We start from the raw sequence: 17,706 nt of genomic DNA on the forward strand, positions 1-17,706 counted from the left end.
GGCCGGCACCCTTGCACCGGCCGCTCCCGCCCCGGCGGTTGCGGCCGTCCGGGGCGCCCCGGCGGCCCTGAGCGCCCCGGGCGTTCCCGCGCTCGGCGGTCCTGTTGATGCCCGCGGCGAGGCCGCGTACGAGGTGGCCGTGGCGTCCGCCGCCGGTCTTGGCTACGACCTGGACGGGTGGGTGTCGCCCGCGACGCTGGTCCGGGCAGCCTGGGACGCGGTGCTGCGCTCCGCCTCCCTCGCGGCGGCGGGTGGCACGGCGTCCGCGGCCGGTTGGGAGATCCGGCACGCCACGGTCGTCTTCGAAGGCGAGCTTCCCCGGGTGGACGAGCCGCTGCGGTTCGCGGTGGTGGCCGGCTCCCCGGCGCCCGATGGGACCGCCGGGTTCTCCGTCCGCTGTCATGCCGGTCCGCGGCCGGTGCTGTCGGTGCCCGACGGTGTCGCAGGCCCGCGCGCGGCCGTGCCGGTCGGTGCGCCGCTCGGCATGGCCGAACCGGATCCGGTGCCGACCATCCTCGCCTTCAAGCCGCTCGCGTACACCCCACGGACAGCCCTCGGCCCGGCGGAGCTCGCCAGGCTGTCGGGCGGTGATGTCCCCGGCGTGTTCGGGAGCAGCTACGAACAGCGCGGCTGCAACACCTCGCTCCGGCTTCCCCCGGCCGGATTCCTGTTGCTCGACGAGGTGACCGAGATAGCTCGGACGGGCGGCGCGCGTAACCTCGGCCGGCTGCGCGCGCGCGGCCGGCTGGCCGCTGGCGACGCCGTCAGCGCCGTCACGGTGCTGGAGGCGGCCTGGCAGGCAGCGCAGACGCTCGCGTTGTACCTCGGCCTCCAGCTGTGCCTGCCCGATGCCCGCTTCGATGTCTGTCTGCCCGACAGCAATATTGATCTTGATCCAGAGGTGGCTCACTGGGCGGTGGACGTGTTCGCCGGGGGATGGGACGCCGGCTGCGAGCTGGTGGCCGATGTCACTGTGGCTGGTCTCGCGCCCCGCCCCCGCATCCGCCTTGACACCGAGTTCCGTGGCGCGGGGGGAGTCCTCGCCCGGGTCAGCGGCCTGTACCTCCAGCTCCGGGAGAAGCCGGGGACGTTGGTGGCGCCACTGCGCGGCGGTGCGGTGCCGGGTTTTCTCGGCCGGGTCAACTCCGCCGGCGAGGCGGCGATGATCAACGAGATGCACATGGCCAACAGCGCTCACGGCTACCTGGACGTGGCGCTCGGCCCGGAGTTCGCCCCCTACCTCGGCCGGCGGGCAACCCGGCTGCCGGGCGGCGGGCTGTCGCTGGTCGATCGAGTGATGATCGTGGACGGCCAACGCGGTGAGCTGTCCGGTGGCGCCACCGCGTGGACCGAGTACGACGTACCCGCGGACGCCTGGTACTACCAGGAGTACGCGAGCCCGACGATGCCCAACATCGTCCATATGGAGACATCGCTGCAGTCCGCGTTGTTCCTGGGCTACTACCTGGGTGCCACCCTGACCGGCCCGGACGAGGACTACAGCCTGCGCAACCTCGACGGCGAAGCGACCCTGCTGCGCCAGGTGGACCTGCGGGGCCGCACGATCCGCCAGGTCTCGACCCTGCTGTCCACCACCGTCATGGTCGGTGCGGTCCTGCAGAACTTCTCCTACGAGCTGTCCGTGGACGGCGAGCCGTTCTACCGGGGGGAATCCCTGTTCGGCTTTTTCAACGCCACGGCCCTGGCGAACCAGAACGGGCTGGATTCCGGTGCCTGCGTGCCGACCTGGCTGGAGACCGCCGAGGTAGCGCCGGGCGCGGTCCGCACGATCGACGTGGCGGGCCGGCGCGACGCCGGTGCCCCGCTGTCCTCGCGGGGGCATCTCGCCATGCTTGACAGCGTCCAGGTCGTCGACGGCGGTGGTCGTTTCGGTAAGGGCTACCTGCGCGCGGTACGGCCGGTCGACCCGTCCGACTGGTTCTTCGCGCTGCACTTCTGGCTCGACCCGGTGATGCCTGGTTCGCTCGGTGTCGAGGCGGTCATCCAGGCGATGCAGGAGTGGCTGGTCGACAGCGGGCTTGCCGCCGATCTGGTCGAGCCCCGGTTCGTCCTGCCGACGGATCTGTCGATGAGCTGGCGCTACCGCGGCCAGATCCTGCCCACGGACGGCGAGATGACCCTGGAAGTCCACCTCAAGGAGGTCCGCCGCGGCGTCGAACGGGTCCGGGTCGTCGGCGACGCCAGCGTGTGGAAGCCCGGCATGCGTATCTACGCGCTGACCGACATCGCGGTCGAGCTGCACGGAGTGGGAGCGGGACCATGGTGACCAGCTATCCGCCGGGGCCGGTCCTGGCCACCCCGGCCGCGATCGGACGGACCGTCGAGGAGGTCTACGCGGTTCTCGCCGCGCTGGACCGGCCGTGTTTCGTGCTGGAACACGCCGGCGGGATCGGCGCCACCAACGACGAGACCGCGGCGCGGCGGTCCGGCGGACGTGTTCTGGCCGTGGCGCCGGCGATGCCCGCGCACCGCCTGGGGGCAGCGGACTTCCTCCGTGACCACGGCGTCCGTTACCCGTACATGGCTGGCGCGATGGCCAACGGCATCGCCTCGGAGCGTCTCGTCGTCGCGATGGCGAAGGCGGGGTTCCTCGCGTCGTTCGGGGCCGCTGGCGTGGTACCGGACAAGATCGATACGGCGCTGGCGGCGATCCGGCGGGCCGCGCCGGGGCTGCCGTTCGCCTGCAACCTGATCCACAGCCCGAACGAGCTGGAGCTGGAACGGGCAATCGTCGAGCTGTCGTTGCGACACGGGGTGACCTGCGTGGAGGCCTCGGCCTTCCTCGAGCTCACCCCGCAGATCGTGCGGTACCGGCTCGCTGGTCTGAGCCGGGATCCCGCTGGCGGGGTCCGGATCGCCCACCGGGTCCTCGCCAAGCTCTCCCGTACCGAGATCGCGGAGCTTTTCCTGGCGCCCGCCCCGGACACGCTGGTGCGGCCGCTCGTCAGCGCCGGCCTGGTCAGCGCTGAACAGGCCGAGCTCGCCCGTTTCGTGCCGATGGCCGACGACATCACCGTGGAGGCGGACTCCGGCGGTCACACCGACCGCCGGCCGTTGGCCGTGCTCCTGCCAGAGATCCTTTCGTTGCGGGATCGGGTCGTGCGTGAGCGCGGCTACCGCCGGCCGGTCCGGGTCGGCGCCGCCGGCGGGCTCGGCACCCCGTCGAGCGTGTTCGCCGCGTTCGCGATGGGCGCGGCCTACGTGGTCACCGGTTCGGTCAACCAGCCGTGCGTGGAGTCCGGGCAGTCCGTCGGCGCGAAGCGGCTGCTCGGCGCGGCTGAGGGCACCGACTGCGCGATGGCGCCGTCGTCGGACATGTTTGAGATGGGTGTCGAGGTGCAGGTCCTGCGGCGCGGCACGATGTTCGCGTCCAAGGCGAAGCGGCTGTTCGAGCTGTACCAGGCTTACGGGGGGATTGATGATCTTCCTCCCGGGGAGCGGGCCTGGGTCCAGGACAAGGTGCTGCGCCGGCCGTTCGCGGACGTGTGGCGCGACACCGTCGAGTACTTCGAAGAACGCGACCCTGAGCAGATCCGCCGGGCTGACGGGAACCCGAAACGGAAGATGGCGCTGATCTTCCGGTGGTATCTCGGGCTGTCGTCGTTCTGGTGCATCGGGGCGAATCCCGAGCGGGTCACCGACTACCAGATCTGGTGTGGACCGGCCGCGGGCGCGTTCAACACCTGGGTCCGCGGTACCCATCTGGAGGCGGTGGAGAACAGAAGCGTGGTGGACGTCGCCGCGAACCTCATGACGGGCGCGGCATTCGCCGGCCGGGTCGCCCAGCTCCGCTTCGCCGGGGTGAAACTCCCGGCGGCCTGCTCGACCTACCGGCCGGTGCCGCTCGCGACCGCGGGCGGACGGTCATGACCCTGGTCAACGGGAGCCCGCCCCCGCGGGCCGCGGCGAACCAGGCCGCGGCGAACGAATCCGCACCGCGGCGCGTACCGGTGACCGGGCACGCAACGCCGGCCAGCCGCGACAGCGAACCCGGTCGATGGTTCCTGTGTGGGGGCTGTCGGGCCATGCTGTACGGCAAGAGGTTCGTGCAGGCGCACCGGGTCTGCGCCGACTGCGGCTGGCACGCGCCGCTGACCGCGAGCGAGCGACTCAGCCAGCTGCTCGACCCGGATTCGATCGAACAGCTGGCCATGCCCGTGTTTGACGCCGATCCGCTCGGCTTTATCGACTCCAAGCCGTACCAGGACCGGCTGCGGGAGACCCGAGCCCGGACCGGGCTGGACGAGGCGGTGCGGTGTGCCCGGGGGCGGATCGACGGGCATCCGGTGATCGTCGCGGCCATGGACTTCCGCTTCATGGGCGGCAGCCTCGGCTCGGTTGTGGGGGAGGCCATCACCCGGGCGGGTGAACTGGCGTTGCGCGAACGCATCCCGCTTCTGATCGTGACCGCCTCCGGGGGCGCGCGCATGCAGGAAGGCGTCATCTCGCTCATGCAGATGGCCAAGAGCAGCAACATGCTCGGCGAACTGGACGAGGCGGGCATCCTCACCCTGTCTCTGATCACTGATCCGACCTTCGGTGGGGTAGCCGCATCCTTCGCGACCCTGTGCGACATCATCATCGCGGAACCGGCGGCGCGGCTCGGCTTCGCGGGTCCGCGGGTCATCGAGCAGACCATCAAGCAGACCCTGCCGGCCGGGTTCCAGACCGCGGAGTTCCTGCTTGCCCACGGCATCGTTGACATGATCAAGCCGCGTAGCGCGCTGCGGGCGGCGATCGCACGGTTGCTTGCGATCGCGGCTCCGGGCGGTTCCCAGCCGGGCGAACCGGCTGGACCGGCCCCCGAGCCGGCGACGGACGGACACCAATCCGCGGGTCATACGCAGACAGGTCATACGGAGAACGGATGCGAACCAGGCGGTCCTGGCTCCGCCGCGGTGCCCGCCGCGGGCGGCTCGCTCATCCGGGAGGCGGCGGCGCTGCCGGTCCGCCATCCCTGGGAGGTCGTGCGGATGGCCCGGCGGCTCGGGCGGCCCACGACCCTTGACTACATCTCATTCATGATCGATGACTTCAACGAGCTCCACGGCGACCGCCGGTCGTCCGACTGCCCGGCGATCGTCGCGGGCCTGGGCCGGTTGGTCGACATCCCGGTGGCGGTGATCGGGACCCAGAAGGGGCACACCGTCGCGGAGCTGGCGGAGCACAGGTTCGGGATGCCGACCCCGGCCGGCTACCGCAAGTCGGCTCGGATCATGCGGCTGGCCGCGAAGATCGGCCTGCCCGTCGTCACCTTCATCGACACCGCCGGGGCCTACCCCGGCATCGAGGCGGAGGAACAGGGGCAGGCAGTTGCCGTCGCCGAGAACCTGAAGCTGATGGGCGGTCTACCGGTACCGGTGGTCAGCGTGGTCACCGGTGAGGGCGGTAGTGGGGGCGCGCTCGCGCTCGCCGTGTCCGACCAGGTGCTGATGTGCGCCAACACCGTGTACTCGGTGATCAGCCCGGAGGGGTGCGCGGCGATCCTGTGGAACGATCCCGCGGCCGCGCCCCAGGCGGCGGCCGCGCTGCGGGTCGATGCACGCCAGCTGCTGTCACTCGGCGTTATCGACGGTGTGATACCCGAACCCGAAGGCGGCGCGGACGCCGACCCGCTGCACGCCGCGACCGCGATCCGCCATGCGCTGACCGACACGCTGCGACCGCTGCTGTCGGTGGGCCAGGCGGATCTGGTGGCCCGGCGCCGTGCCCGGTTCCGCCGTTTCGGCGCGGGCCCGTCACATCCGCACGGTGGTCGTCACGAGGAGAGCACGCGACCCGGAGAGTAAGGACATGTCTGATGAGCACAACCACGATCAATGGAACGTCGTCGGCTTCCTACCTGCGCTCAGCGGGGGAGACCGTCGACTCGCTGCTGGACGCCGTCCGTCGTAGCGCCATCGCCCTGTGCGCCGAGACCGACCGGCTGCCCAGCCGGGTCCGGGTCACCGCCGGGGACGTGGCGGTCGAGCTGTACTGGCCCGAGCCTGAATCGGGGATCGGCGCCATCGATGGTGAGCGGCCGCGGGCGGCGTCCGTGCCGGTCCAGCGGGCCCCCGTCGTGACGGCGGCCGGGCCGGTCCCGGAACCGGTGTCCGGGCAGCCGCGCGACACGGCCGAGGGGACGCCCGGCGAGAACCTCGTCCACATCACCGCGCCGACCGTCGGGACGTTCTACCGCGCCGCCGAGCCCGGGGCCAAGCCGTTCGTCGGCGAGGGCGACACAGTGATCGCGGGCCAGCAGGTCGCGATCATCGAGGTGATGAAGCTGATGATCCCGGTCGAGGCGGACCAGCCGGGGCGGATCGTCGAGGTGATCCAGCCGGACGCGGCCGCGGTTGAGTTCGGGCAGCGGTTGTTCTCGATCGCGCTGGCGGACCGTGTGAGCACCTGATGTTCACGACAGTCCTGATTGCCAACCGCGGCGAGATAGCGCTGCGTGTCATGCGGGCCTGCCGGGAGCTCGGGCTCGGCACCGTCGCCGTCTACTCGACCGAGGATCGGGACTCCGCGGTGGTGCGCATGGCCGACCGGGCGGTTCACATCGGGCCGGGCCCGGCCCGCAGGAGCTACCTGAACATCCCGGCGATCATCGAGGCGGCCCGGCTGACCCGGGCGGACGCCATCCATCCGGGGTACGGCTTCCTGTCCGAGAACCCGGATTTCGCCGAGGTGTGCCAGGCCGAGGGGATCACCTTCATCGGGCCGCCGGCAGCGGTGATGGAACGCCTCGGCGACAAGGCCGTCGCCCGGTCGATGATGGTCGACGCGGGCCTGCCGTTGCTGCCCGGCAGCCGCCGGGCACTCGAGCACGCCCCGGAAGCCCAGGCGTTCGCCGACGAGATCGGCTATCCGGTCATCATCAAAGCGGCCGCGGGCGGTGGCGGGCGGGGGATGCGCATCGTCCACGAGCCCGACGAGTTCCTGCGTGCCTACACCGAGACCCGCGCCAGCGCTCAGGTGATCTTTGGCGACGGCCGGGTCTACGTTGAGCGCTACCTGTCCTCCGCCCGGCATGTCGAGATCCAGGTGCTCTGCGACCAGCACGGCAACGCCGTGTACCTGGGCGCCCGGGACTGCTCCGTCCAGCGCCGGCACCAGAAGCTCATCGAGGAGACACCCGCTCCGCGGCTACCGGAGGGCCTGGTCGAGCGCATGGGCCGGGCCGCGGTGGACGGTGCGCTCTGCGCTGGCTACGTCGGCGCCGGAACCTTCGAGTTCCTTGTCGACGCCAGCGGCGCGTACTACTTCATGGAGGTCAACTGCCGGCTCCAGGTGGAGCATCCGGTCACCGAGATGGTCACCGGGATCGACCTGGTCGCCGAGCAGTTCCGGGTCGCGGCCGGGGAGAAGCTGGCCATCAGCCAGGACGCGGTGACCCCCCGGGGCGTCGCCATCGAATGCCGGATCAACGCCGAGGACCCCGGCCGTGGTTTCGCGCCGACACCCGGTGTCCTGGCGGAGTGCCAGCTGCCCGCCGGCCCGTTCGTCCGGGTTGACAGCCATGTCTTCCCCGGCTACCGGATCCCGTCGGTCTACGATTCGTTGTTGGCCAAGCTGATCGTCTGGGCGCCGGACCGTGACTCGGCGATCGTGCGGATGCGGTGCGCGCTCGATGAGCTCCGCATCGCGGGTCCCGGGGTCGCCACCACCGCTTCCTTCCTCGCCCAGGTGCTCACGCATCCCGTCTTCGTCGCGGCGCGTCACGACACCTCGCTGGTCGGTGACCTGGTCGCCGGTGGATAAAGGAGGCGCTGTGCACACACCCGCCGAAGAAGACCTGACAGCACCGATCGTGCCCGTGCCCCAGGCGCGGTGGTCACGGCTGCGGGTGGTCGAGGCGACGGCCCAGAGCACCGACGTGATGTCGTTCATCCTCGCCGACCCCGCTGGCGCGGACCTGCCGCCGTGGACGCCCGGAGCACATGTTGATCTTTTCGTCGCTCCGGGGATGGTACGGCAGTACTCGCTGTGTGGAGATCCAGCCGACCGCGCGCGCTGGCGGATCGCCGTGCTGCGGGCGGAGCCGGGCCGCGGCGGTTCGCGCCACCTGCATGAGCAGGTCCGGGCCGGCGCCCTGGTGGCGGTGGGGGAGCCACGCAACAACTTCCCGCTTGCCGGGGCGCACCGGTACCTGTTCATCGCTGGCGGGATCGGGATCACGCCGTTGCTGCCGATGATCCGGACAGTCGCCGCGCAGGGCGCGGACTGGACGTTGTGGTACGGCGGGCGTCGCCGCGAGCGCATGGCCTTCCTGGACGAGCTCGCGCCCTACGGCGGCCGGGTCGACGTCTGGCCCGAGGACGAGCGCGGGCCGCTGCCGCTCGCCGAGATCCTCCAACGGCTGGGCTCCGACGCTTTGCTCTACTGCTGCGGGCCCGAGGCCCTGCTCACCGCGGTCGAGCGGGAATGGGGTGACCGACCGGCCGGCAGGCTGCACATGGAGCGCTTCCAGCCTCGTCCGGTGGTGGGCGCCCCCACCCGTGACCAGGAGTTCGACGTGTTCCTCGAACGCAGCGGGCGGGCCGTGCGGGTGCGGGCACACGAATCCCTGCTGGACGTCCTGAGCGCGGCGGGTGTTGAGGTGCCCTGGTCGTGCGGTGAGGGCACCTGCGGCAGCTGCGAGACGGGCGTACTGGCCGGTGACGTCGACCACCGGGACTCGGTGCTGTCGCGGAGCGAGCGCGTGGCTGGCCGGACGATGATGGTCTGCGTGTCGCGTGCCCGTTCGCCCTGGCTGACCCTTGACCTGTGACCCTTGGCCTGTGACGAGGTCATTTCAGGCCGGAGTGGATGAATGCGCTGACGATGTGCCGCTGGAGCAGCACGTAGAGAGCGAAGATCGGCAGGCAGGCGAGCCCTGAGGCGGCCATGAGACCGCCCCAGTCGTTGCCCTCGGTCCCCCCGAGAAAGCCACGGAGCCCAAGCTGGATCATGGAGTTCGCCCGTTGGAGAACCATCGCGGGCCAGAAGTACTCGTTCCACGCGTTGATGAACAGGACGATGCCGAGCGCCGCCAGCGCGGGCCGCAGATTGGGCACGACGACCGTCCACAGCACCGACCAGGAGGATCGCCCGTCCATGCGGGCCGCCTCAAGCAGTTCCTTGGGGAAGCTCTCCATGTGCTGGCGCAGCAACAGGACGCTCAGCGCCGTGCACAGCGTCGGGATGACAACTCCGGCGAGCGTGTTCAGCAGGCCCAGCCGCAACAGCAGCGTGTAGTTGGGCACCATCGTCACCTGGAACGGCACCAGCCACGTCCCGACGAACAGCAGATAGAGCGGCCGCTGCCCGGGAAAGCGCCAGGCCGCGAACGCGTACGCCGCGAGCAGACCGGTCAGGAGCTGCCCCAGCGCGGTCAGCGCCGCCACGGCGAACGTGTTGAACAGCATCGGCCCGATCGGGATCACCTCCGCCGCGTGCCGGTAGTTACCGACCGACAGCGGCCAGGGCAGCGGCGAGGTGGCGTAGACGTCGCTGGGGCGCCGCAGCGACGTCGCGTACATCCAGCCGATCGGCAGGACGCACGCGAGGCTCAGGAGCGTGAGCACGGCATGGCCGATGAACGATCCCAGCGGCGATCCGCCGCCGACCGGGCCGTCGGTCTCGCCGGGACGGCGGCCCTCACCACGGCGCTCGCCGGGCATGCCGGCCGCGGCTGCCGTCACTGCCGTCGTGGAGACAGCCATCGGTTACTCCTCGTAGATATTGTAACCACCGGTGTTCTGATCGGGACGCGGTGCTCCCGGCGGTCACTGGAGACGATCAGGAGACGATCAGTTGTCGTGGAAGCTCAGCTTCTCGAACAACCACACGAGGCAGCCGGCGACCATCCCGAAACCCAGGAAGAACACCAGGCCGGCGGCGGCGGCGAGGCCCGCGTTGAAGCTCTTGAAGCCGTATTCCCAGAGCAGGTAGTAGACGTTGGTCGTCGCGTCGCCGGGGCCGCCCTGGGTGAGTGTGTCGATCAGCGGAAAGGTCAGCTGACCGGACAGCAGCACGGTCATGAGAGCCAGCAGCACCAGGGTCGGCGACAGCAGCGGCAACGTGATCCAACGGATGATCTGGCGCCGCGTCGCGCCGTCAAGCTGGGCAGCCGCCGCGTAGTCGTCGTTGATGCCGGCGAGCCCGGCCGCGACCACGAGGACCGCGAAACCGAGCAGATGCCAGCCGGTGATGACGATGACGGCGAGCTGGGCGGGGCCGCGTTCGTGCAGCCAGTTGACCGGGCTGCCCAGCAGGCGGTCCACCCCGCCATGCCGCGGGTCCAGCAGCCATTCCCAGATTGCCGCGCTTGCCACCGGCGCGACCAGTACCGGCGCGAAGACGAGCGCGCGGTAGACCGCGTTGGCGCGGCCGCGGACCTGTTGGGTGAGCAGGGCGACAATGGTGGGCAGGACGACTGAGAACGGCAGTAGGCAGACGATTATTGTCACCGTCAGCCACAATGAGGACCGCAGCTGCGGGAGCTGGAGCACATCGGCGTAGTTGTCCAGCCCGACCGGGACTTTTGGTCTGCTCGGCAGGAGGTTCCACGAATAGAACGACAGCCGCGCGGCCTCGGCCAACGGGCGGTAGGTCCAGACCGCCAGGCAGCCCAGGCCTGGCGTGAGGTAGAGGAAGGGCGGCAGCGCACGGCGTACCCGGCGGGCGGCCGATGGCCGGGCCACCGGGTACGAGGCGGGAACCTCCGGTGCCTCGACAGCGGCGAGTGTCACGAACATGCCGGCTGGTTCCGCCGTGACGGCACCTGGTCGAGGAGCCGGGCCAGCCACGTCGTGCCCGCGGCCCGCGGAGCGGGTGTCACGCTTTCGGTAGCAGTTTTGTCGCCCGGTCCTGAGCCGCGGCCAGCGTGGACCGCGCGTCAGCCCCGCTGTAGACGACGCTCTCGACGGCCTCCAGCATCGTGTCCTTGATCTGGACGTAGTTGTCGCCCGGGAACGCCACCGCTGGCCGCAGCCGAGCGAGCTGGTCGATGTTCGGCTTGATCAGGGGGTTCTTTGCCGCCCAGTCCTTCAGCCCGGCGGGGTCGTCCAGCAGGCTCGTGCGAAGTGGCAGGTAGCCGATCTTGCTGGTGAGCTGGACGTACCCCTCGTCGCTGGTCAGAAACTTCATGAGTTCCCAGGCGGCCCGCTGCTTGGCCGGGTCCTTGGCGAACATGACCAGCGCTGCCCCCGAGTTTGTCGGTTCCACGGTCCTGCCGTCGAAGCTCGGCATCTGTGCGGCCCGCAGATCCCACGGCGGACTCGCGCCGGTGGCGCCCTTGCGGAACGTGGCCTCGGCCGCGCTGCTCTCCAGGATCATGCCGATCTCACCGCGTGCGAACGCGGGGTACGCCTGCTCCTGGGAGAGTTTCGGGGTCGCGCCGGACCGCACGAGGTCCTGCGCCATCGTGACGGCGTCGACCGCGGGAGGGTCGGCAAAGGTGAGCCTGGTGCGGTCGGTGGAGATCACTGATCCGCCGTTGGAGTCGACCAGGGACTGGTAACACCAGTCGCCGGCCTTCTTGGTCAGGCAGTCGATGTAGGCGCCGTCCTTGCCGGTCCTGCTCCTGATGGCGAGAGCGGCCGTCTTGACCTCGGCCCAGGTGCTCGGTGGCTTGGCCGGGTCGAGGCCGGCCTGGGTGAACAGGCTGGCGTTGTAGTACAGGATCGGCGTGGAGAAGACGAACGGGATGCCGTAGGTTTTGCCGTCGACATCGCCGAGGGTGCGCGCGGTTGCTGCAAACGGGTGCGTGCCGCCGAAGTTCGCCTGCACCGCGTCATGGCCCACCACGGTGTCCAGCGGCGTCGCCCCCAGCCCCCGCACCGCGTAGAAGAGGTCACCGAAGACCAGCTGCCCGACGTCGGGCGGGTTGCCGGCCGCGATCTGGCGCTGCACGCTGGCGGCCGCGGCCGAGCCGTAACCGCTCGCGGTCGCGGTCGCGGGCTTCTGGGCCGTCACCTTGATGGTGGGGTGAGCCAGCTGGAATTTTTTGATCAAGTCTGTGAAGGTGTCGGTCCACGGTCCGGCCTGGGCCAGGTTGTAGCTTTCAAAAACGATCGAAACCTGCTGGTCGGGCCTGAGTTCCGGGACCGTCGCGGCGGCCGTGGGCGAGCTGGCGGCCGGGCTGTTCCCCCCGCAGGCGGCCGCGGCCAGCGCGAGGGCGAGAGCCGCCGCGATACCGCCGGAACAGCGTGATTTTTTCACGTGTGGTGCTCCTTACACGGGACGAGCGCTGCGCGAGGCGAACACCGCGCGAGGCGAAGACGGTGGGGAAGAAGACGGTGGGGAGGGCGAGACGTCGGGCGCCCGCCAGCGCAGCCGGTGACCACTGGCCTGGTCGAACATGTGCAGCCGGTCCGCGGCGGCGTCAACGGCCACCTGCTCGCCGGGACGCAGGCCAAGCGGTCGAGGTCCTCGCACCAGCAGGGTGGCGTCACCGACCGCGCACTGGGCGACCTCTTCACTCCCGAGGTTCTCCACCGTCTCCACCCGGCCGCGGAACATCGGTGACTCCGCGGTGGTGGGGACCGTGACCAGATGCTCCGGTCGAACCCCCATGACAATGTCACGAGCGGGGAAATCGCCGGCCTCCCACAGTGCGACCTCGATACCGGGGGCAAATAACCGGACACGGCCGGAGTGGCTTTCGGCCCGTACGGGGAGCAGGTTCATCGGCGGTGCGCCCAGAAAATCCGCCACGAACGCCGAGGCGGGTCTGTCGTAGACCTCGGTGGGGCTACCGATCTGCTCAAGCCGGCCGGCGTTGAGCACCGCGACCCGGGTAGCCATGGTCATGGCTTCGACCTGATCGTGTGTGACATAGACGATGGTCGAGCCGAGCCGGTGGTGCAGTGCCCGTAGCTGGCCGCGGGTGGCGGTGCGCAGCTTGGCGTCGAGGTTGGACAGCGGTTCGTCCATGAGGAAGGCGCCCGGATCGCGGACCAGCGCCCGGCCGACCGCGACCCGTTGCCGCTGCCCGCCGGACAGCTGCCGGGGCCGGCGGTCGAGCAGGTCGGCCAGCTCAAGCAGCTCCGCTGCCTCGCGTACCTTCTCGCGGATCTCCGCGCGCGGGCGCCGGCGTGAACGCAGCGGGAACCCGATATTACGTTCGACTGTCAGGTGTGGGTAGAGAGCGTAGCTTTGGAAAACCATCGCCATATCACGTTCCCTGGGCGGGGTGAAAGTGACCTCACGCCCGTCCAGTAGGACCCGCCCGCTGCTCGGTTCGATCAACCCGGCAATCATTCGAAGCAGTGTTGACTTTCCGCAGCCGCTGGGGCCGAGCAGGACAAGGAAGTCGCCGTGGTTGATGTCGAGACTCACCCGGTCCACCGCGGTGACCTTGCTGAAACACTTGGTCAGCCCGTCGATCTGGATGCGGCTCACACTCCCGGCTCTCCTTCCGGGCCGAACCGGCGGCTACCGGTTCGGCCTTGTGTTCTGGGCAGCCTCCGGATGCATGCGACGATGTTTTCGGTGGATTGCCATCGCGATCCACCGAGGCTTTCGCGATCGCACCTTCCCCGGGGCGCCGAGGTTGGCTATGCAGCCGACAACCGGCCGCGTACGTGTGCCGATGGTTTTTTTGGATATCTCTGTCACGGCGTTACGCCGATCAGGGACGGTTGCATTCAACTCTCCGTCGGTGTACGGCGAGCAAACGCATTGGAAATTGTGTGCCAGCCGGTTGTGGCCGACTGGATCGATCATGCTGGATATCCAGCGTCGATTGGTGCCGGATATCAGGTGATAGGAACAAAAAATGAACAGCGAGCGTGCCGCGGCGCTGGGGACACGACCGGCTCGGGCTGGTTCACTGGAACGGCCCAGCTTCCTCCAGCGTGTCCAGCAGGGCGTCGACGACCTTGCTCCGGCGCGGGCGCCACACAACGTGGACGGAGAGCATCGGTACGGGGTCGACAAGCGCCACGGTCACGGGGCTGCCGACCGTCCGGGCGCGTTCCAGCGACGAGGCGAAGCCCACCAGCGGGCGGGTGCTGATCACCAGCGCGGTCGCTCCCGGGTCGTCGACCTCAGCGACGATCTTCAAGCTGATTCTGACCTGCTCCGCGGTGGTGACAATGGTGTCGTACATCGCCGGGGACTGGGTGCGGCGGAAGAGAACGAGGGCCTGGTGCTCCAGCTCCCGGAACGAAACCTGTTCGCGAGCGGCCCAGGCGTGTTGTTCGCCCACAATGGCCGCGAGCGGCAGCCGCAGCACCTCCCGGGAGTGCAGCTCGTTGGTAGGCGGCGTGCCGAATATGAAGCCGATGTCGAGTTCGCCGTTGAGCAGGCTTTTGAGCTGGGGCCCCGTGCGCCGTTCCCACAGATGGGCGATCAGCCCGGGGTGGGTGGCGTTCAGCCGCATCAGGGTTGGCCGCAGTACGCGATGACCGGCCGGGAAGTTGTAGCCGATGTTGATCGTGCCGGCACGCCCGGCGGACGCGTCGCGGGCGGCCTGCACTGCTTTGCCGGTCTGCTCGAGTATTTGTTTTGCCTCGGTCTGGAATGCCACCCCCGCCGGAGTGAGCCGGACTTCGTGGGAGGTACGGGCGACCAGTTTGACACCGACTTCACGCTCGAGGCGCTGCAGGTGTTGACTCAGAGATGGCTGGGCGAGGTGAAGCTTGTTCGCCGCCCGGCCAAAGTGCAGCTCATCCGCGATGGCCAGAAAAGATACCAGATGCCGAAACTCCATTGAACCCTCCGCGCCGGAATTCCGTGCCCAGTATACCTGGCGCAGCTAACGGGCGGTGACGGGCGAGTGTTATTTTGAAGAATTACCCAAGTGGAATCCGGTAGAAAAAGAAATGCTACCAGAGCGTGTTTGAGATCGGGCTTTCGATCAGTGAGCCGCGTCCAGGCACCCCCTGGCAAGGCGGAAGGCCGAAGCGATACCGGATGAGTTGTATCGGTTTGGCCGACAACGCAGCCAGGGGGCGCCTGGACGCGGCGAGCCGGAATGACGATCTCAAACGCGCTCTCAGGGAGCCCCGGCCGGCGGTTTTGTCCAGGTGTGACGGTACGCCCGGCCGCGGCTTTGGAGCGACCGGCAACAGGGAGCGTGGCAGCGCGGGGCTGGGGTGCGCGCCTCGCGGTATGATCACCGTAGGCGAGCGGGGCCGCGCCGCTGTCGTTGCCGCGGGCCACCGGTCAGGACGAGCGTCACCGCGCCGCTACCCAGGCTCCCGGGGCCGCCCGAGAGCGCACGAACCGGCGTGGCGCGCAACCGCGTGAGCGCCCCAGGCCGCGGACCGCGCTCCCGATGCTGGTCAGACCGCTGGACCACAGCGCACCATATCGGCTACGGCGGCGGCTACGGCGTCGACGGTGCCGCCGATTCTTGTTCGTCCTGACGGCTATATACGCTCAGTCCCGGATGGGTGGGTAGTGGGACGAGAGGCGGGTATCAGGCGAGATGCGCCAGCCGTTGGCAACGGGTGATGCCACGCTACCGCCCGGCCTCAATCCGCGGGCCCGTGCCCCACACGGTTCATCAGCGCAGGGCGCTCCCGGGGTCTTCTCGGGACTGCTCCGGGCGGTCTTCGTACTGCTCTCGGTCGTCGTCCTGCTGGCCAGCGTCGGTGGTTGGCTGCTCTACAGCCATCTCAACGGAAAAATCACCAGGGTGGAGCTTGGCCTCACCGGCCCGCGGCCAGCGGCTCCCGCCCACGGCGTCGAAAACTACCTGCTGGTGGGTACCGACAGCAGGGCCGGCAGCGACGGAGCCTACGGTGACGCGCCCGGCCAGCGTTCGGACACGACTATCCTCGTCCACCTCGCCGCAGACGGTACCAGCACGATGGTGTCCTTTCCCCGGGACACGCTGGTGACCATTCCCGACTACGTCGACGCGAACGGCCATCGGCGCGCCGCGCACCGGGCCAAGTTCAACTCGGCCATCTCCGACGGCGGCCCGTCCCTGCTGGTGAACATGGTCGAGCGGCTTACCGACATCCGGATCGACCACTACGTGTCCATGGACCTTGCGGGTTTCCGGGCCATCACGGACGCGATCGGTGGTGTCGAGGTCTGTGTCCTCCCGTCGGCCTACCGGGACGTTTTCTACGACAACAACGTGCGAAAGGTCAGCACCAACACCAACGACCCGATGAGTGGCTTCCTCGGTGGCCCGGGGACCATCCACGTGGACGGCCGCCAGGGGCTGGCCTTCGTCCGGCAGCGGCACGGGCTGCCCGAGCAGGACCTCGACCGCATCCGGCGCCAGCAGCAGTTCATCGGCGCCGTCGTCCGTAAGACGATGGCCGGTGGGGTGCTGACCAGCCCGAGCAAGCTTGAGTCGCTGCTGTCGACGGTGACGTCCGCGCTCACCCTCGACAGCCACACGAGCATTGTCGATCTGCGTGGGCTGGCCACCCGGATGCGGGATGTGGCCGCGGGAAACATCCACGTGGTCACCTTGCCAACCCATGCCCCGACCCGTGCCGAGGGCGGCATCGGCGACTCGGGTGAGCTACCAGGACTCGGCGCGGTCCAGATCTATGATAAAAATGATCTTGAGCGTATCATTGGGCCGCTGCGTGCCCGCGACAGCGCCGCCCGGGTGTTGCCGTCGCCGTCGCCGGCCGTGTCCACGCCGAGCGGCAGCCCCGCCGTCACCGCGACGGAGCAGATCACCGTGGCGGTCTACAACGGTTCAATGATCACCGGGCTTTCCGCCCGCGCCGTCACCGCGTTGACCAAGCAGAGCTTTCACGCGTCCAATGAGGGCAACGCATCGTCGCATAACCACACGAGTTCCAAGGTCGTCTACGGACCGGGGCAGGATGCCGCCGCGCGGACCCTGCAGGCCGCCGTACCCGGCTCCGAGCTCCAGCGCGACCCGGCCGCGACCCGGCTGGCACTGATCGTCGGATCCTCGTTCACCGGGGTCGTCCCCGGCGACGCGGGCAGCCAGGCGCCCGGCGCGGTGGCCACGTCGCCGGCGGCTTCGGGTACCGGCGCTCCGCCGACGGCGGAGCCGACGACCCCCGCCCCGGCCGAAGCCCCCACCTGCACCTACTGATGGTGGGCCACACCGCGGACTATCAGCCCGTCGTAGGCGATGTGGTTGCTGATGTCGACCATCGGCTGGTCGCAGCGGTGGTGCACGCGTAAGCGGTGGTGCACGTGTGGAGGCGAGCCGACCCAGACCCGGTTGCCCCTGCGCCGACACTTCATGATCTTCGGCCGGCCATCCCCGCCATCGAGGATGACTCGGCTGCAGGACTCGACGTCGTCATCAAACCCGTCGAGCCAGTCGGCCTTCCCGGCCCCGGCCCTGGGCGACGGCCCCTTGCCGCACGACGGCAGGTCCAGGTTCTGCGGTATGTCGCGTAGGTGGTGGCGGCCCGCTATGGGCTCTGGGCCTGTGCGGGGGGCCCGGCCGAGGCCGGTAATCCGGACTGGGAACAGTGGGCGCTCCGTGTGGCCGGTGGGCTGGTGCCTGGTTGTGGGCTGGTGGGTTGGTGTGTCGGTGGGTGTCGGTACGGTGCGGTCATGTCGGGTCCGTCCACGCCTCATGATGCGGTGTTCCGCCGGATTTTGGGGACGCCGTCGAACGCGGCGTCGCAGGTGCGGGCGGTACTGCCACCGGGGCTGGTGGCCCGGCTTGACCTGGACAAGCTGGCGCTCGTGCCCGGGAGTCTGGTTGATGCCACGTTGCGGTGGCGGCATACCGATCTGTTGTTCACCGTGCCG

13 protein-coding genes are annotated in these 17,706 nt (G+C 69.4%); 8 read left to right on the plus strand and 5 right to left on the minus strand.

Annotated features, from left to right (window positions below; all coding sequences use genetic code 11):
* From MJ777_RS15945 to MJ777_RS15970, 6 genes are all read left to right on the plus strand, one after another.
* The coding region (locus tag MJ777_RS15945) for a beta-ketoacyl synthase (RefSeq protein ID WP_239377022.1) at positions 1-2,287 on the plus strand (2,287 nt) is incomplete at its 5' end.
* Positions 2,281-3,891, plus strand: coding sequence for a PfaD family polyunsaturated fatty acid/polyketide biosynthesis protein (locus MJ777_RS15950; RefSeq protein ID WP_239377023.1), 1,611 nt, complete (start codon positions 2,281-2,283; stop codon positions 3,889-3,891). The genes MJ777_RS15945 and MJ777_RS15950, both read left to right, overlap by 7 nt.
* Complete coding sequence (gene accD, locus MJ777_RS15955) at positions 3,888-5,810, plus strand: acetyl-CoA carboxylase, carboxyltransferase subunit beta (RefSeq protein ID WP_239377024.1); 1,923 nt, start codon at positions 3,888-3,890, stop codon at positions 5,808-5,810. The genes MJ777_RS15950 and accD overlap by 4 nt, the downstream gene beginning before the upstream one ends.
* Before the next feature lie 11 nt (positions 5,811-5,821).
* Positions 5,822-6,415 carry a biotin/lipoyl-containing protein gene (locus MJ777_RS15960; protein WP_239377025.1) on the plus strand — a complete coding sequence of 198 codons (594 nt, stop codon included), beginning with the start codon at positions 5,822-5,824 and terminating at the stop codon, positions 6,413-6,415.
* The gene (locus tag MJ777_RS15965; RefSeq protein WP_239346945.1) at positions 6,415-7,767 is read left to right on the plus strand and encodes an acetyl/propionyl/methylcrotonyl-CoA carboxylase subunit alpha; all 1,353 of its coding nucleotides are present in this window, start codon (positions 6,415-6,417) and stop codon (positions 7,765-7,767) included. Before MJ777_RS15960 ends, MJ777_RS15965 begins: the two co-directional genes overlap by 1 nt.
* 10 nt (positions 7,768-7,777) lie before the next feature.
* The gene (locus MJ777_RS15970; RefSeq protein WP_239377026.1) at positions 7,778-8,776 is read left to right on the plus strand and encodes a PDR/VanB family oxidoreductase; all 999 of its coding nucleotides are present in this window, start codon (positions 7,778-7,780) and stop codon (positions 8,774-8,776) included.
* Positions 8,777-8,795: 19 nt separating this feature from the next.
* Here the strand turns inward: MJ777_RS15970 and MJ777_RS15975 are convergent, their stop codons facing one another.
* The 5 genes from MJ777_RS15975 to MJ777_RS15995 form a co-directional block, all read right to left on the minus strand.
* On the minus strand, positions 8,796-9,710 hold the full coding sequence (locus tag MJ777_RS15975; RefSeq protein ID WP_239310732.1) for a carbohydrate ABC transporter permease: 915 nt from the start codon (positions 9,708-9,710) through the stop codon (positions 8,796-8,798).
* Between the two features lie 87 nt (positions 9,711-9,797).
* A complete protein-coding gene (locus MJ777_RS15980; protein WP_239377027.1) occupies positions 9,798-10,745 on the minus strand; it encodes a carbohydrate ABC transporter permease in 948 nt (315 codons plus the stop codon).
* 79 nt (positions 10,746-10,824) lie between these two features.
* Positions 10,825-12,210 carry an ABC transporter substrate-binding protein gene (locus MJ777_RS15985; RefSeq protein ID WP_239377028.1) on the minus strand — a complete coding sequence of 462 codons (1,386 nt, stop codon included), beginning with the start codon at positions 12,208-12,210 and terminating at the stop codon, positions 10,825-10,827.
* Positions 12,211-12,222: 12 nt separating this feature from the next.
* The gene (locus MJ777_RS15990) at positions 12,223-13,392 is read right to left on the minus strand and encodes an ABC transporter ATP-binding protein (RefSeq protein WP_239377029.1); all 1,170 of its coding nucleotides are present in this window, start codon (positions 13,390-13,392) and stop codon (positions 12,223-12,225) included.
* 427 nt (positions 13,393-13,819) lie between these two features.
* Positions 13,820-14,704: a LysR family transcriptional regulator gene (locus MJ777_RS15995; protein WP_239310728.1), complete on the minus strand. Its 885-nt coding sequence runs from the start codon at positions 14,702-14,704 to the stop codon at positions 13,820-13,822.
* A gap of 732 nt (positions 14,705-15,436) precedes the next feature.
* Here MJ777_RS15995 and MJ777_RS16000 point away from each other — a divergent pair.
* Both MJ777_RS16000 and MJ777_RS16005 read left to right on the plus strand, forming a co-directional pair.
* A complete protein-coding gene (locus tag MJ777_RS16000; RefSeq protein ID WP_239377030.1) occupies positions 15,437-17,032 on the plus strand; it encodes an LCP family protein in 1,596 nt (531 codons plus the stop codon).
* Positions 17,033-17,505: 473 nt separating this feature from the next.
* Positions 17,506-17,706, plus strand: a 201-nt coding sequence (locus MJ777_RS16005; protein WP_239377031.1) for an Rpn family recombination-promoting nuclease/putative transposase, incomplete at its 3' end; no start/stop codon positions are given.

Source organism: Protofrankia sp. Cj5 (assembly GCF_917627405.1).
Taxonomy (GTDB): domain Bacteria; phylum Actinomycetota; class Actinomycetes; order Frankiales; family Frankiaceae; genus Protofrankia.

Coding starts and splice junctions, on each gene's coding strand:
- MJ777_RS15950 (WP_239377023.1), top strand. CDS start 2,281: ATGGTGACCAGCTATCCGCCGGGGCCGGTCCTGGCCACCCCGGCCGCG.
- accD (WP_239377024.1), top strand. CDS start 3,888: ATGACCCTGGTCAACGGGAGCCCGCCCCCGCGGGCCGCGGCGAACCAG.
- MJ777_RS15960 (WP_239377025.1), top strand. CDS start 5,822: ATGAGCACAACCACGATCAATGGAACGTCGTCGGCTTCCTACCTGCGC.
- MJ777_RS15965 (WP_239346945.1), top strand. CDS start 6,415: ATGTTCACGACAGTCCTGATTGCCAACCGCGGCGAGATAGCGCTGCGT.
- MJ777_RS15975 (WP_239310732.1), bottom strand. CDS start 9,710: ATGGCTGTCTCCACGACGGCAGTGACGGCAGCCGCGGCCGGCATGCCC.
- MJ777_RS15980 (WP_239377027.1), bottom strand. CDS start 10,745: ATGTTCGTGACACTCGCCGCTGTCGAGGCACCGGAGGTTCCCGCCTCG.
- MJ777_RS15995 (WP_239310728.1), bottom strand. CDS start 14,704: ATGGAGTTTCGGCATCTGGTATCTTTTCTGGCCATCGCGGATGAGCTG.